General features: G+C 66.0%; 9 protein-coding genes. 3 read left to right on the plus strand and 6 right to left on the minus strand.

Annotated features, from left to right (window positions below; all coding sequences use genetic code 11):
- Positions 1-5: 5 nt before the first annotated feature.
- From CHB87_RS05755 to CHB87_RS05765, 3 genes are all read right to left on the minus strand, one after another.
- Positions 6-1,394 carry an oligosaccharide flippase family protein gene (locus tag CHB87_RS05755; RefSeq protein ID WP_176441615.1) on the minus strand — a complete coding sequence of 463 codons (1,389 nt, stop codon included), beginning with the start codon at positions 1,392-1,394 and terminating at the stop codon, positions 6-8.
- Positions 1,395-1,593: 199 nt separating this feature from the next.
- The gene (locus CHB87_RS05760; RefSeq protein ID WP_089407384.1) at positions 1,594-1,971 is read right to left on the minus strand and encodes a Fur family transcriptional regulator; all 378 of its coding nucleotides are present in this window, start codon (positions 1,969-1,971) and stop codon (positions 1,594-1,596) included.
- 50 nt (positions 1,972-2,021) lie between these two features.
- A complete protein-coding gene (locus CHB87_RS05765) occupies positions 2,022-2,855 on the minus strand; it encodes a ZIP family metal transporter (RefSeq protein ID WP_089407385.1) in 834 nt (277 codons plus the stop codon).
- A gap of 602 nt (positions 2,856-3,457) precedes the next feature.
- Between CHB87_RS05765 and CHB87_RS05770 the strand changes: the two genes are divergently transcribed.
- Positions 3,458-6,142: a TonB-dependent receptor gene (locus tag CHB87_RS05770; protein WP_089407386.1), complete on the plus strand. Its 2,685-nt coding sequence runs from the start codon at positions 3,458-3,460 to the stop codon at positions 6,140-6,142.
- A gap of 80 nt (positions 6,143-6,222) precedes the next feature.
- On the opposite strand, the gene CHB87_RS05775 is transcribed toward CHB87_RS05770, so the two are convergent.
- The 3 genes from CHB87_RS05775 to CHB87_RS05785 are packed head-to-tail and all read right to left on the minus strand — an operon-like array spanning position 6,223 to position 13,622.
- Positions 6,223-9,738, minus strand: coding sequence for a UvrD-helicase domain-containing protein (locus tag CHB87_RS05775; RefSeq protein WP_089407387.1), 3,516 nt, complete (start codon positions 9,736-9,738; stop codon positions 6,223-6,225).
- Positions 9,731-12,409, minus strand: a complete 2,679-nt coding sequence (locus CHB87_RS05780; RefSeq protein ID WP_089407388.1) for a PD-(D/E)XK nuclease family protein — start codon at positions 12,407-12,409, stop codon at positions 9,731-9,733. Before CHB87_RS05780 ends, CHB87_RS05775 begins: the two co-directional genes overlap by 8 nt.
- Positions 12,410-12,416: 7 nt before the next feature.
- Positions 12,417-13,622 carry an MFS transporter gene (locus tag CHB87_RS05785; RefSeq protein ID WP_245817833.1) on the minus strand — a complete coding sequence of 402 codons (1,206 nt, stop codon included), beginning with the start codon at positions 13,620-13,622 and terminating at the stop codon, positions 12,417-12,419.
- Positions 13,623-13,652: 30 nt separating this feature from the next.
- Here CHB87_RS05785 and CHB87_RS05790 point away from each other — a divergent pair, with 30 nt between their 5' ends.
- Positions 13,653-14,549: an SCO family protein gene (locus tag CHB87_RS05790; protein WP_089407390.1), complete on the plus strand. Its 897-nt coding sequence runs from the start codon at positions 13,653-13,655 to the stop codon at positions 14,547-14,549.
- Between the two features lie 165 nt (positions 14,550-14,714).
- Positions 14,715-15,968, plus strand: a complete 1,254-nt coding sequence (locus CHB87_RS05795; protein WP_245817834.1) for a DUF2252 domain-containing protein — start codon at positions 14,715-14,717, stop codon at positions 15,966-15,968.
- Positions 15,969-15,999 lie beyond the last annotated feature (31 nt).

The following is a 15,999-nucleotide window of genomic DNA, read 5'->3' on the forward strand; positions in this document are numbered from 1 at the left end:
AGTAGCTATCGGTTGAAGAGATGATGCGCGACGTGCAACGCGTGAGAAGGGTTGCGCAGGAAGAAGCCCGTAGCGAGCAGAGCGAGAAAGAGGCAGGTCATCTGCAGATCCTGCCACAGTGGCTTGATGCCTTCGCGCACCGCGCCGAACTGCGTGACGACATAGAAAGGGAAGTCGCCCGCCGCGACCGCGATCACCGCGCCCAGCATGCCCCAGTAATGAAAGGCCAACGGGATGCCGACGAGGATCGTCACGCAGTACGCCACATTGCCCACTGCACTGTACTTCGACTTGCCGAGCGAGAAGAGCACTGGGCTGGTGGTGGTGTAGAGCAGCGTATGCCACAGGCCGAGCGCGAGAATCGGGATCATCCATGCGGCCTCGGCATAGCGATGATCGTAGAGCTTCATCAGCAGGTCGCCCCAGTTGACCATCGTGCTTAGCAGCAGCGCGCCGGCGGCCAGTCCAAGCATGCGATAGCGCAGGTAGCGCTGGCGAAACTCCGCGGTCGGCAGATGAATGATCTTCGCGATGAACGGATAGCCGACCTTCGACGACAGCGCCAGGATGATGGCGCGCGGGATGTCCGAGAGCGAGAACGCGATGCCGTAGATGCCCAGCATCGTCAGGCTGACGCGGCTGCCGAGGATCAGCCGGTCGCCCTGCGAGGCGAAGAAGAAGAACGCCGTGCCCAGCATGATCCAGCGGCCGAAGTGGACGATCTGCGTGACCGACTGCTTCTCCCAGCGAAAGCTGTTGCGGATGCCGGGCGCGAGCTTCGGATTGTGGCTCAGCACAAGCTTGAAGACGTTCGCGGCGATGTTGCCGACTACGAGCGCCCACACATCCGGCCGCCAGAACGCCCACGCAACCGTGACCACAAGCTGAAAGATCTGCGTGCTGAAGTCGATTGCGAAGAGCCGCTTCATGCCCATGTGGCGGGAGAGCGTCATCAGGTTCGTGCTGTTGAAGCCGCTGATGAGGGTGCTGAGAGCAAGCACCGGCAGCACGTACATCAGGGTGTGATCGTGGTAGTAACGCGACGCGGGCCACGACAGCAGCACCGCGATGAGCCACAACACCGCGCTGCGCAGCACCTGGATCGTCCATGCCGTGTTCAGGAAGTCCGCATCGTCGCCACGCGCGCTCTGGATCACGCTCGGACCCAGGCCTACGTCCGAGAGCATCGTGATGCCGACGATCAATGTGATGACGAGCGTCATCTGGCCGAACGCGGCAGGCACCAGCAGATGGGTCAGCAGCAGGCTGTTGACCACGCGCAGCGCCTGTCCCGCGCCGTAGTCCATCACGGTCCACAGCGAGGCGCGTTTCGCGCCCGACTCCAGCGCTGCGATCTCGACAGGCGGCGATTGGACGACGGTCTCAGTGCTCAATGGGTCTGCTTCCCGGTGCTGAAATGTTGGCGCATGCTTCGTCCGCAACGTGCGTTTGTTGGATCTTTGCTTCGACCTATCGTCTTTCAATCGGCCGGCTTCCTCCATCCCAACTTCGTTGTAGGACTCAAACTCCGCATCTGCAACACGTTAGCGTACTTCGCTCACCCGTTTGTGGGACCCCCGCGCACGCCTTCGATCAGGTGCATGCATCGCAGAATCCGTAGACGAAAAACTCGTGACCGGTCGAGCGAAATCCCTGTGGCAGCTTCGGCCCCGCCTGCATGCCGCAACCTTCGAGTTCGAAGAGCTTTCCACACTCATTGCACTGGAAGTGGTGATGGTGGGCTTTGCCCGCCAGCTCGTAACGCGTCGTGTCGCCCGGCACCTCGACCGCCGTCAACCACTTCTCTTCGAGCAGCGTCGTGACGTTCCGGTAGACGGTCGCCAGGCTCAGTCCGTCGACCTCCGCCTGCGCGAGCGTCAGCGCCTCGTCGTGCGACAGCGGCCGGTCGGCCTTCATGAACGCGGACCGGATCGCGTCTTTCTGCCTCGTATTCCTTGCCTGGACTGGCATCGCCCACGCTCCTCCTTCAAGTATCTATCAACGGCGCGCAGTTCACAGGATCAGGATGGAAAGATTCCGCCCGCCCCGATGACCAACGCAATGCCCGCGCAAAGGCACGCAATCTGCGCCGCCAGCCCTTTGGCGGTCTTCTCCTGCCGGATCTCCGGCAACAGGTTCACCATCGCGATATAGAGAAAGCTGCCCGCGCTGATCGGCAGCAGCCACCGAATCCGGTCCGCATGCTCCAACCCCACCAGCGCCACCGCGCCCACGCCCAGGAGCGACGGCGCCCCGGCCAGCAGCGCAAGTCGCAGCGCGCGGGCCGGCGGCACCTGCAGATGAACGAAGAGCGCAAAGTCGCCCATGCGATGCGGAATCTCATGCAGCGCGATAGCGAATGCCGTCAGCCAGCCGATGCGTGGATTCGCCGCGAAGGCTGTCGCCACGGCCGCGCCGTCGATGAAGCTGTGCAGCATGCTCGCCGCGACGATATTCGACGGATGCGTCGTATGCCCCTCGTGCGCGTGATGATGGCTGTGGTCGTGGTGATGGTCGTGACCATGCTGCTCGGGCGGGCATCCTGGGCAGTCGTCGAGCGCCGCAACCTCCGGTTCGGCTGCCGCGCCGGTCAACACATACGAGATGCGCTCGCCGCAGAACAGCACCATCAACGTGGCGCCCATCAGCATCCACACCGGCTGCGCATTCCCCAGCGTGCCGATCGCCTCCGGCATCAGGTGCAGCAGCGCCGTCGCCAGCAGCACACCCACCGCCAGGCTGACGAACAACGGCAGATACCGCCGCAGAAAGACCTCTCGCGCGCGCAGCAGCCACGCGGCAAAGACGGCCGAACCCTGCACCAGCACCACACCGCTCATCGCACCCAGAATCATTGCGCACCCAGAATCACTGCCGAACTCTTGCTGCACTATTGTGCCATATTGAGAACAGATTCGCGAAAAGGCTTGCTATTGAGAACCCGCTTGCGTTAGCATCGCCCCTGCGGCACCGCGGCCAGGTGAATTCCACACCCGGCCGGAGTCTTTTCGCATCCTACAGACGTCGATGTCAGTAACGCCCAACCTCTTTTCCCGAGGCACACTCTGAACAACGCAGCACAAACGCGCGCTCACCGCACCCGGACTCTTCGGAGCCTGATCGGTCTGCTGTGCATTGCGCTCGTTCTGTTCGCAGGCGGCATCAACCTCCTGCACAGCCATACGGCCAGCGGCGCGGATCTTGCGACCGATCCCGGCTGCACGCTCTGCACCCTCAGCCACGTCGCCGCCATGCCTGGCGCGGTCGCGCTTGTTCCGGTTCTGGTGGAGGCGGTCGTCTTCGCGCCGCCGCCCACGAAGACCGTGGCCCCATCCCGCTTCTTTGCCTTTTCCCTCTATGTCCGGCCGCCGCCGCTCGATCCTTCTCGCTCGTAGGGAAGTTTCAACCACGGCCCCCCGATCTCTATCGGTTCGGATCAACATAGAAGGAGCCACTCATGCGCACCCTAGCGCTTCGTCTCTCTGTATTTATTGTCGCGATGATTTTGCTCGCGTCTGCAGGTCTACAATTACCCCTGTTCGCCCAGTCCGGAGGCAGCAACGGCTCCATTCAAGGTACGGTCGCCGACCCGTCCGGCGGCGCCATCACCGGCGCCAAGGTCGTTCTGCGCAACACCATCTCCGGCCTCAACCGCACCGTAACCACCGGCCCGGACGGCGCCTATCAGTTCCCGAACATCCCCTTCAACCCCTACCACGTCACCATCTCAGCGCCCGGCTTCAGCACGCGCGACATCCACGTCGACATCCGCTCCTCCGTGCCCAGCATCGTCGCGACGACCCTGACTATCGCAGCGGCAGGGGAGAGCGTCACGGTGGAGGCGCCCAGCGGCGACCTGATCGAGAACAGCCCCACGCTCCACACCGATATCGACCGCGAGCTCTTCACCAAGCTGCCGCTCGAGAGCCAGTCCTCGTCCGTCAGCTCGTTGCTGACGCTTGCTTCGCCCGGCGTCGCGGCGGACTCGAACGGCCTCTTTCACGGCCTGGGCGACCACGCCGAGAACGCCTTCTACGTCGACGGTCAGCCGGTGACCGACCAGCAGAGCAAGGTCTTCTCAAATCAGATTCCGCTCTCCGCCATTCAGTCGCTTGAGGTCATCTCCGGCGCGCCCTCGGCCGAGTACGGCGAGAAGACCTCGCTCGTCGCCAACATCACCACCCGCTCCGGACAGGGCGCGCTCACACCGCGCGGCGAGATCGTCGCATCCTACGGCAGCTTCGGCTCGTCGACCATCTCGGGCGATCTGGCCTACGGGCCGAAGAAGTTCGGCAACTTCCTCGCCGCCGACGGCCTGCAGACCGGCCGCTTCCTCGACCCGGCCGAGTTCGCCGTCATGCACGACAAGGGCAACGTCGCGAACCTCTTCGACCGCGTCGACTTCCAGCCCACGCAGAACGACTCCCTCCACGTGAACGGCAGCTACACGCGCTCGTGGTTCCAAAATCCCAACGCGTACGAAAACGAAAACCTGACCGATCAGACCGGCGCGGCCATCCCCAACACCGACCAGCGCTCGAAGATCCAGACCGTCGATATCGCACCCTCGATCACGCACGTAGTCAACGACCACTCCGATATCTCGGTCGGACTCTGGATGCGGCGCGACGGCTTCAACTACTACCCCAGCCCCAACCCGCTCTCGGACTTTACACCGCTCCAGCAGGAGACCGTCAGCCAGACGCGCAGCCTGCTGAACACCGGCGTCCGGTCGGACTTCAACTGGGTGCATGGCGTCAATAACGTCAAGATTGGCGGCACCTATCAGCAGACGCTGCTGAACGAAAAGTTCGGTCTCGGCATCGTCGACCCGGGCCTGAACAATCCCTGCACGACGGCGGTCAGCCCAAGCGTCAACAATCCGGCGCAGTGCGTCGCGGCCGGCTCCACGCCCAACCCTGATTTTCAGGCCTTCCTCGGCTGCTACGACCTCACCCGCAGCCCGTCGCTGGCCGATCTCTGCAACCCGGCCAGCGTGGCGACGAACTACATCTTCACTGGCCATACGGACGTGAAGCTGCTCTCGTTCTACGGTCAGGACTCGATCACCAAGGGTAATTTCAGCGTCAACCTCGGTCTGCGCGGAGATTTTTACAACGGCCTCAGCGTATCGCGGCAGGCCGAGCCACGCGCCGGCCTCTCCTACAACATCAAGCCGACGTCGACCGTCCTTCGTCTCTCCTACGCGCGGTCGCTCGAAACTCCGTTCAACGAGAACCTCATCCTGTCGAGCCAGGGCTGCAACTCGGCGGTCATCGCGGCTATCGTGCCGTGCGTTCCAGCGAGCTTCAACCCCGGCTTCCGCAATGAGTTCCACGCCGGCTTCGAGCAGACCGCGGGCAAGCACCTCGTCGTCACCGCCGATTACATCTGGAAGTACACGCACAACGGCTACGACTTCTCGATCCTCGGCGCGACGCCCATCACCTTCCCGATCGAGTGGCACAACTCGAAGATCACCGGCTTCGTCCTGCGCGCCACCGTGCCGCAGACCCACGGCTTCAGCGGCTTTGTGAACATGTCGAGCGTCGCCGCGCGCTTCTTCCCGCCGCAGATCGGCGGTCTCGGCACGACCGAGGCGGGCGGCTCGCCCTTCCGCATCGACCACGACGAGAAGTTCAACCAGACCACGCACCTGCAGTACCAGCGCACGCCAAACAGCCCGTTCTTCAGCTTCAACTGGCGCTACGATAGCGGCCTGGTCGCGGACGGCGTTCCATTTGCCGGGCCGAACGACAACGGCATCGTCGACCTCACCGGCCTGAGTCCGGACGAGCAGTTCCAGGCCGGCCTCGTCTGCAACGGCGTCAAGGCGACGCCGACGAAGGGGCTGCCCGCCACCTGCCTGTCCACGCAGCTCACCTCGAATCTGGTGTCGATCCCCGCCGCCGGAACCGAGAACGACGACCACAACCCGCCGCGCATCAAGCCGCGCAGCCTCTTCGACCTCTCGCTCGGCCAGGACAACCTCTTTCACGGCACGAAGCAGAAGTTCAGCGCGCAGCTCACGGTCATCAACCTGACCAACAAGTACGCCCTCTACAACTTCCTCTCCACCTTCAGCGGCACGCACTACGTCACACCGCGCGCCCTGACGGGGGAGATCGGCTACCACTTCTAAACCGCCGGTCTTCGTGAGCTTTAGGCTGATAGCTATTCAGCTTAAGGCTCTCGAAGACAGTCTCTAGCTGAAGGCTGGTGCTACTCCACGGCGACCCACCAGACAAACCGCGCCAGCAGCGGATAATAGAGTCCTACCCGCACCACTCCGTCGAACTCCTTCGCATAGGCGGCCATCTGACCGGCATACTTCGCTTGTTCGCGCAGAAGAAACTCTTCCATGCCTTCGCTCCCAGGCGTAGCCGTCTTGAAATCGACGATCCAACGCGTGGAGACGCCGTCCACGAGGGGCTCCGGCCCCGCGACAAACGTACGGTCCATCCGCAGACCTCGCTCGCTGGAGGAGGCCAGCGCCTGCTCGCTGGCCGCTCCGGCATGCGTCGTCAGCAACCATCGCCCGTGTGGGTCTTCGAGTGTGTTCGTCAGCGCGAGCAGCACACGCGCCGCCGCTCGCTCGATGCTCGATGCCGGTAGACCCGCGCTGCGCAGCACTACGGCGATCCGTGCCCGCCAGTCCGGCAGCTCCGCCAGCAGCCCGGCGACCGTCTGACCCGAGGTGACCCGCGCTGCCAGCAGATCGAGAAATCCATGCGTCGCCGTGCCGAATGCGCGCGCCGCAAACGAACCATCCGGTCGCTCGAAGCGATCGCCGCCAGGCCGCAGCGGCTTGCCGTAGGGAAGAATCGTTGCATCCGAAGCGGCTGCCCAACCGGTTGGAATCCGCTGCAACTGGGGAACGACCGGCGCTGCGGCCGAGGCGGCCAGCGCCAGCACGAACGGCTCTTCTTCCGTGATTGCTGCCACGGCCGGCCGGAGATGCCGCTCCGCAGCCGCCCACGCCGAGTGAAGCAGCGTGTTCGCGACCCGTGAAGGCTCGCCGTCCTTCTTCATCGACGGCGCCGCGAAGAGGTGCAGCTCCTCCCTGGCGCGCGTGCAGGCGACGTAAAACAGCCGCTTTCGTTCGGCTGCCTCGCGCGCCGCCTCGATGCTCTTCATCCACTCGTTCAGCTCGTGGCTGCCCCTGCCCTTGCCGCCGATCGGCGCCAGAATCCCGTGCGCTGTATCCTCGCCGCCGCCTTCGATCTCCATCCACGTCAGCAGCCGCCCGCGCGAGCTTTGCCCCGTGCGCTCAAGCGCGGGGACGATGACGGCGTCCCACTCCAGCCCCTTCGCTCCGTGGATCGTCATCAGGTCGACCGCCCCGGGATGCGCCGAAGGCTCCGCATACAGCCGCCCCAGCCGCCGCGTCAGCTCCGGCAGCCGCAGACCGCCACCCGGCTGTTCCAGTTCGTCCAGCAACCGCAGGTACCGCCGCACATTGCCCAGCTCCTCATCCGTCGCGAAAGCGTCCGCGCCGAGCGACCGCCAGGTCCTCTCGACCCAGGCCGCGACCGGCAACCGGCCCCGCTGCCCGACCGCCGCCTCCATCACCGGCCAGAGCCGTTCCAGCCGCGCGATGCCGTCGAGCGAGAGCAGATCGCCGCGCTGCAGAATCAACTCCGAGACGCTCATCCGGGCCCACGCATGGTCGTCCGCCCCGGCCAGCAGGTGCAGATCGGCCAGTGTCAGCCCGCACCACGGCGCGCGCAGGAGCGCAAACCACGCCACGCGGTCGGCCGGATGCAGCAGAGCCCGCGTCAGCGCCAGCAGGTCGAGGATCTCCGGCCGCTCGCCAAGCGCCTCGATCTCGACCGCGCGAAATGGAATCTCCGCCGCCTTGAACGCCGCGACGATCTCCGTCAGATGCGCGCGCGAGCGGACCAGAACCGCGATCTTCCAAGCGGCGGTGCGGCCCTCGGGCAAAGGACGCACGAGCCACTCCCCGGCGATCCGGCGAATCTGCTGCGCGTCGTCGCGCACTCGCCGGCGCCGGGCCAGCGTGCGCTCGGCGCTGTCCTCGGAGTAGGGAATGACCTCCGCGTGCCACACCTCGCCCAGCGCGGAGGTCGCCTCGCGCACTGCGTCTGCCTCGACATACGGAACCTCTTCAGGCCGTTCCGGATCGGCCTCGCGTGGAAAGAGAAGGGAGAAATCGTCGTTGAAGGCGGCCACCAGCGCGCTCTGCGAGCGGAAGTTTGCCGTCAGCCGCAGTGTGCCCACGGCGATCTCGCCCAACCGCCCGTCGAGCATCGTGCGGACGAATCGCTCCACCCGCGCCTGCCGGAAGAGGTAGATGGACTGCTTCGGGTCGCCGACCAGAAACACCGTCTGCGACCGGCCGTCCCAGCTCTGTGTCAATAGCTGGATCAGCTCGTACTGGCTGGTCGAGGTGTCCTGCATCTCGTCCACCAGGAGGTGGCGCAGCTCGACGCCGTTCGCAATCGCCAGATCGTCGAGCGCGGCATCGCGTCGCAGCGCGCCCTTGGCCAGCAGCCCAACCTCGGCAAAGTCGCACTCGCCGCGCTCGGCAAAGACGATCTGCAGTTCGACCAGCGCGCGGCTCAGCACGCGGAAGAGCGACTTGGTCACCTTCCACTGATCGTGTGGATAGCGCAGCGGCGGCAGCTTCAGCAGTCCGCAGAGAGCATCGCGAAAGGGCGTCTCGTCCTGCAGCCGGGCGATGATCTCTTTCAGCGCCTCCTTGTGCTTTGCCTCGATCTCGAACATGACGTGGTTCTTGTTGAAGCCGCCTCGCCAGTTCTTCGTCGACGCGGTGAGCAGGAGATGCCCAAGCGCCTTCCAGTGCGCAAGATCCTCGGCGGCGGCGCCCGGCGCGGTGCGCAGCTCGCGGCAGATTGCGATCGGCGAAGGCGCACCTTTGTATCCGTCGGAGTGCGCCATCTGCGCGGCGAGCGTTGTCAGTTCGTCCAAAATATCCGGTGGCGCGGTGTGCCGGATCCGCGTCAGCGCCCGGCAGATCGCCTGCTCCAGCGCCCGCTCGATCTTCGGCAGCACCACGCCTTCCAGGTACGCATCGTCCAGGTCGCTCTTCGCCAGTGGAACCAGCTCCCCCCACTGATCGCGCCAGCCGAGCATGTCGGCGATCAGCGCCTCGCAGTCGGCCAGGTTGCCGTCGCGGTGAAGCATCAGGTGTGAGAGCGCCGCCGTCAGATCGACGTCGCGTCCGCCCAGCAGGCCGAGCGTTCGCCGAGCCGCATCCTTATATAGCTCGGCGGAATCTTCGACCGGCGTCTGTCCTCCGCCCGAGCCCGAGAGCACCGGCAGCGCCCGCGCGATCTGCGAGCAGACCGAATCGATCGTCCGGATCGCCATCCGCCTGGGATCGGCAAGCAGGTTCCAGCCCAACGCCCGGTCGCGCGCCAGCACCGCCACGGCCATCGCTCGTGTCTCGCGGTCGAAGGCATTGCCCGGCTCGCGCCCCGCAGCAGCCGCCGCGAGCTGCGCCAGCACACGCTCCCGCATCTCGCTCGTGGCCTTTTTGGTGAAGGTGATCGCGAGCACCTGCGCCGGATCGGTGACCGTCTCGTCCGCAAGCAGCTTCAGAAAGCGCTGGATCAGCAGGCCCGTCTTACCCGAGCCGGCCGGCGCCTCGACGATCCACGATGCGCGGATGTCGAGCGCGCGCTCGCGCTCCTGCCAGTCCGGCGGCCGGGTTGGCGGACGGGTCGCGGCGGGGAAGCGTAGCAGTTCAGCCAAGCTCCACCCCCTCGTCTTCCAATGAGTCGTTGAGCGCGGCCACGTTCAACCGGCAGAGCATACGCTGCGCACAGTACTGGCAGGTCGTGGGGTAGCGCTTTGGGTCCACCCGCGCCTCGCCCGCCGCGAACTGTCCGGCGAGATTCGTCAGCACGCGCCGCCAGTCCTCCACCTGTTCGTCCATGGTGGCGAACGACAGCTTCGACGACTTCGCCAGCACGGCCGGATCCTCGGCCAATCCCCGCAGGTCGAGATCGTCGCCCGCGCGCAGCAGCGCAAAGGCTACTCCGCCGAGCGGTTCCAGACCCGCAACCACGGCGTAGAGCGGAAGCTGCGGCGCATCCGGTCGCTCCGAAGCCCAGTCACCCACCGCCGCCGCGCCCGTCTTGTAGTCGACGATCAGCGCGCCCGCCGCCGTATCGTCTACCCGGTCCACCCGCACCGAAAGCCGCAGCGGACCCACCCGCACATCGGGCAGCTCGAGCTCCTGCGCACGGACGGCAAACTCCGGCCGGTTCGCCTCCAGCTCGAGCCAGGGCCGCAGCAGCGCGCGCAGCCGTTGCCGCTGGGTCTCGACGTACGCCACCTCCCATGCCGACGCAACGCCCATCCGCGCCGTCGCACGGCCCAGCGCCGACTCGATGCACTCGTCCAGCAACGCGTGCTGGGCCTCGGTCGTCATCCTGCGCAGCGCCGGTTGATCCTCGACATGCAGCCAGAAAGCCTCCATCACGTGATGGACGACGCTGCCTCGCTCCCGCGCATCCATTCCGGGCTGCGTGTCTTCGGGCTCCGTCGACCACAGCCGATGCTCCGCGAACGCCCTGAATCCACACGCCGCCTGCGCCGCCAGCACTCCGGCGCCGCCGGGATGCGGACGATCCGGCAGCTCTGGAAGCGAAAGATCGTCGGCCACGGTCAGGAGCGGAAAAACCTCGCGTGAAGCACGAGATTCTGCCAGCTCCTCGTTCATTTCAGGCAGGATAGGCGACGGCTTCTGTTGCCCTTCCGTCACCTCGCTCGCATAGCTGAAGACGAACTGCGTCGCCGATGCCTGCAACCTTGCCGTGATTGCCTTCGCGGAGGAGACATCGACGGCGCGGTCCGCGCCCGGCATCCCCAGCTCCCGCTGCAGATGCCAGGGCAGCAGCGGCGAGGTGGTCGCCGCCTGCGGCCACGCCAGGTCGCTCGCGCCCAGAAACCATACGCCGTCGAAGTGCTGTCCGCCGGCCTCGAGCGGACCCATCAGTTGCACCGGCGCTTCGCGCGACTCCGCCGCAAAGATCGTCTGCCGCGCGATGCGCTCGAAGGCCGCGAAGGCGTCGGACGCGGTTGCGCGCGCGCCGTCGAAGTCGAGCGTGGCCAGCTCATCCAACGCCGCCTGCCACCGGCGATGTGTCTGGAAGGTGATCGAGTCGTACTCGCGCCCCGGCCAGCCGGTCGCGGCGATCATCCGCGCGAAGGCCTCGCCCCACTCGGCGTGCGGCCGCAGGGCGGTGGAGTCGGCCGTCACCTGCTCCTCGGCGGCGATCTGGCGTAGCCGTGCGAGCCGCCCCGGCAGATCGCCCAGCCCAATCGACCGTTGCGCCGCCTCGATCATCTGGTCGAGCGAGAGCTCCGGCCGCATCCTGCGCGCGCGCCGCAGCTCGAAGACATCGAACTCCGCCAGCCGCGTGCCGCCGCCGAAGAAGGGCGAGAGCAGAAGCTCGGTCACGCGCTCGACCGGCAGTGCATCCACCAGGGGCCAGCGCAGCAGGTCCAGCCCGACCGCACCCATCGCCATCTCGGACAGTGGCCGTCCCAGGGAAAACTCGTACGGCCCAGCCTCGCGTTCGAGCGCGATGTCCTGCAGCTCCGGCGCCAGAATCTCGCGAAAGACACGGTCGATCTCCGGCCGCCGCGGCTCGAGGTCCGGCACGATCACGGCAAGCTGCGCCTCGGGACTCGCTTCGAGGATCGCGCGCGCCCACAGCGCGGCAGCCTCGGCCTCCTGCGATTCGGTCTTTGCGGCGATCAGACGGGGAGGCTGTTCCGGCGTCGGGACCGGGGCGATCTCGACGGCGTACCCCGCGCGGCGCAGCGTCTCGAACAGCGCATCGAGCGCGGGGACGAACTTGTCGAAGCCCACCAGCAGCAGACCGGCGTCGGCGACCGGCAGCGACGCGGCGGCAGCCTCCAGTTCGACCCAGAGCTGGGTCGGCGAGAAGAGCCCGTCCCGGCGGCAGCGACGCTCGAACGCCAGAGCCCACCGCTGGAACGCCCTCGTATCCGTGCTGACGCCGATCTCGCGCAGCCGGCCCAGACCGCGGTAGTTCGCCAGCAGCGACCACGCGCGCGCCGCCATCTCGGCCAGCGCGTCGACCGAGCGCAGCCCGACCGAGCTCTCGCGGTCGCCCGCGACGACCGCCCGCCATAGCGCGTGCTCCTGGCTGCGATTCAGCACCACACGGTCGACCGCGCCCGCCATCAGCATGCGCTGCCACAGATCGGTGGCCCAGGCGTCGACCGCCAGGATCGCCGCCGGCTGCCAGTTCGCATGGCCCTCCGCCTCCATGTGCCGGGCGTATCCGCGCTGCAGCATGCGCGCCGCGCGCTGGTTCGCTGTCAAAACGGTCTGGCCGCGTTCGAGCGCCTCCAGCACCTCCGGCGGCAGCAGATTCCTCACATCCATGATCCGGTTATACGCCACTCGCCTCGCTGGAAATCGAGGCCGGGCGCCGCTCCGACAGGCTCATGACCAGGATGCCGATCGCCGCTGCGAACGGTAGAGCCAGCGCCACCTGCAGCGAATTCGCGCGCGTCGAGACCACACCCATCAGCCACGGCAGGGCCGCCGCCCCGATCGCCGAAGCCGCGATCATCAGCCCGGCCTGCCGCTCCGAAGGGCCGCGTCCGATGAAGATGGAAAACGTCGCCGGGAAGACCGGCGAGAGGCTCAACCCCAGCAGCACCGCGAAGACCGCAATCGCGCCCGCGCTGTGCGCCGTCGCCAGCGCGGCCGTGAAGACGGCAGCCAGCCCCAGGCCGACCCGCTGCAGCGTCGCGTCATGCATCTTCGTCAGGATGAACGACGCGACGGCGCGCCCGCCTGTCAGCCCCATCAGCAGCAGGACGAAGGTGTACTGACTCAACGCCAGCGAGTTGCCGCCGCCGGTCTGGCCATAGCGCAACGCAAAGGTTGTCAGCCAGCCGCTCAGGCAGGTTTCGAGTCCTCCATACAGCACCATCACGCCGCAGAAAAAGAGAAACGCCGACGTCGCCATGCCTTCGGTTTTTACCCGTTCAGACGTGGAAGAGACAACACTCTCGGAGGCCAGCCCACGCGTCTGCAACGCCTGCGCCAGCGCGCAGAACAGAAACAGGAAGGCGAAGACCTCAAGCAGAAACTCCAGCGCAAACCGTGGCGTCAGCAGCGCCGCGAGGATCGGCGACAGCATTGCGCCGAAGCTCCAGACGAAATTGAGCCGCATCAGCGCGTTACCCCGGCTGGCCGCGAACCGGCGTCCGGCGATTACATTGGTGACGGTGATCGTCCGCCCGATGCCCGCGCCGCCGATCGCGATCGCCGCGCACGCCGGCCACAGCCCTGGCGCAAGCGCAAATCCCAGCAGGCCGAAGCCCGCCGCCGCGAATCCCAGCAGCAGATCCCGACGCAACTTCGGCGTCACCGTCACCCCGCCGACGAACGCGCCGCAGAACTGCGCCAGCAGCAGCGTGCCGCCCTGCGCATCGGTGAGACCCCAGCGATGCGCCAGCAGGGGCAGAATCGGCCCCAGCAGCATCGTCCCCAACCCGGTCAAAACGGACCCGGAGTACATCAAACTCAACGAAGGAGCCGTCCGGTCCAACGCGGTACCGGCGGCCATACCAGAATCTTCGGCCATGAAACCATTATCATCGGCAAAGGAGTTTTCATGCGCCTCAAGTACGTCCTGTTCCTTGGTTCTACCCTCGCGCTGGCCGGCTGCCACCAGCAGACGCCCGCCGACAAGGTCGCCGCCATGCCCCAGCAGACCTTCCACATGCGCGGCAAGATCGTCGACACCGACCCCTCGCGCGGCGAGATCACGGTCGACCACCAGGCCATTCCGGGCTTCATGGACGCCATGACCATGCCCTACAAGCTCGCCCAACCCGAGACCATCTCCGAGATGCACAAGGGCGACATGATCACCGCCGACCTGCTCGTCCGCAAGGACGCCGCCGGCTTCCGCGCGCCGACCCTGGCCCACATCGTCGTCGTCGGGCAGGCGCGGCCGGACACGCTGCCTGCCGTTCAGTACAACGTTCCACAGGCAGGGCAGGACGTGCCGGACTTCCACCTGCTCAACCAGAGCGGCAAGACGATCGACCTCGCACAGTACAAGGGCAAGGCGCTGCTCCTCACCTTCGTCTACACGCGCTGCCCGCTGGCCGATTTCTGTCCGCGCATGAGCAACAACTTCGCCCAGATCGATCAGTCGCTCGCGTCCGATCCGGAGCTTTATAAGAACACGCACCTGCTCAGTATCAGCTTCGATCCCGCGTACGACACGCCGGCTGTGTTGAAGAGCTATGGCGGCGCGCACACCGGCAAGTTCACGAAGGAGACCTTCCAGCACTGGGAGTTCGCCGCACCTGCCGCAGCCGACCTGCTGAAGGTGGAGCAGTTTTTCAACGTCGGCGTCACGCCGGGTGGCGATCCGGCAAAGTTGAGCCATTCGCTCTCCACCGTGCTGATCGGGAAAGACGGTAAGATTGTCGCCTGGCATCCGAGCAACGACTGGAAGCCGGAGGATGTGCTGGCCGAGGTGAAGCAAGCCGCAAAGTAGTCCAATTTTCTTTTTGTTGTCATCCTGAGCTTTCTTGTTGTCATCCTGAGCGAAGCGAAGGATCTGCTTTTGTCTTTGTCTGTAAGCCCGAGGCCGCAAAACCCCATGACCCAGCCCAAATCCGTCCACTCCCGTCTCCTTCTCGGCCAACATCAGCGCAAGCACATGCGTCGTGCCGAACATGCCGGCTGGGACCCGAAGCTGCGTCAAGAAAAGCCGCTCGACCTGCTTCATCGTGCCGAAAAAGGCCGGGTGCCGAAGCTCATCCAACTCAAGCATGAGCGCATGGCCGTCTCGCCCTTCGCCTTCTTTCGCGGCGCCGTGCCGGTCATGGCGTACGACCTATCGCTCGGCGCCAACACCGAGATCCTGAATCAGATCTGCGGCGACGCGCACGTTCGAAACCTCGGAGCCTTCGCCGCGCTGGATGGCCGTATCAACTTCGATATCAACGACTTCGACGAAACAGTTCGAGCTCCGTTTGAATGGGACGTCAAGCGCATGGCGACCAGCCTGATCCTGGCCGGGCGCGACGCCGGCATCCGCGACGGGCAGTCGTTCGCCGCTGCCGCCGCCATGCTCGAACGCTATCGCGAGAGCATCCACCTCTTCGCGCACATGCCGTTGCTCGAGGCGGCGCGCTTCCAGGTGCATCGGCTCGGCGACGTCACGCCCATCGCCGAGATTCTCCGCGCCGCCGAGCGCGCCACGCCGATGCACAACCTCACTGCGCTCACCGTGCCGAACGCAGGCGCGAAGCCGCCCGCCCCGGCGCGCGTCTTCAAGGCCGAGCCGCCAGTGCTCACGCCCGTCTCGGACGCCGACCGCAACGCCGTCCTCGCCGCCCTGCCGGCCTACCTCGAAAGCCTGCAGCCGGAGCGCCGCCACCTCTTCGAGCGGTACACCTTCCTCGACGTCTGCTTCAAGGTTGTGGGCACGGGCTCGGTCGGCCTGCGCGACTACTGCCTCTACCTCCAGGGCAACGGCGAGCGCGACCCGCTCTTCCTGCAGATCAAGGAGGAGGCCGCATCGGCTTATACGCCGTACCTCGGCGACGCGGCTCCGCACCCCGTCCACCAGGGGCGCCGGACGGTCGAAGGGGAGCGCGCGATGCAGTTTCAGTCCGACCCCTTCCTCGGCTGGACCCAGATCGACGGCCGCGACTACATGGTCCGCCAGTTGAACGACCACAAGGCGTCGATCAATCTCGCGACGTTGAAGTCCGCAAGCCTGCTGGCGTACGCCGAGGTCTGCGGCGAACTGCTGGCGCGCGGCCACGCTCGCTCGGGCGACGCAACCGTGCTGGCCGGCTATCTGGGCCAGTCCGACCGCTTCGACCAGGCCGTGCTGAAGTACGCCGAGGCTTATGCGGATCAGACCGAGGCGGATTGGAAGTTGTTGAAAAAGGCGAAGGCGTGAAGTCTCGCGTCTACATTATGTCGTTCCCAAG

It is taken from the genome of Granulicella rosea, assembly GCF_900188085.1.
In the GTDB taxonomy this organism is placed as follows: Bacteria; Acidobacteriota; Terriglobia; order Terriglobales; family Acidobacteriaceae; genus Edaphobacter; species Edaphobacter rosea.

Coding starts and splice junctions, on each gene's coding strand:
- CHB87_RS05765 (WP_089407385.1), bottom strand. CDS start 2,855: ATGATTCTGGGTGCGATGAGCGGTGTGGTGCTGGTGCAGGGTTCGGCC.
- CHB87_RS05760 (WP_089407384.1), bottom strand. CDS start 1,971: ATGCCAGTCCAGGCAAGGAATACGAGGCAGAAAGACGCGATCCGGTCC.
- CHB87_RS05785 (WP_245817833.1), bottom strand. CDS start 13,622: ATGGCCGAAGATTCTGGTATGGCCGCCGGTACCGCGTTGGACCGGACG.
- CHB87_RS05780 (WP_089407388.1), bottom strand. CDS start 12,409: ATGGATGTGAGGAATCTGCTGCCGCCGGAGGTGCTGGAGGCGCTCGAA.
- CHB87_RS05770 (WP_089407386.1), top strand. CDS start 3,458: ATGCGCACCCTAGCGCTTCGTCTCTCTGTATTTATTGTCGCGATGATT.
- CHB87_RS05790 (WP_089407390.1), top strand. CDS start 13,653: ATGCGCCTCAAGTACGTCCTGTTCCTTGGTTCTACCCTCGCGCTGGCC.
- CHB87_RS05795 (WP_245817834.1), top strand. CDS start 14,715: ATGCGTCGTGCCGAACATGCCGGCTGGGACCCGAAGCTGCGTCAAGAA.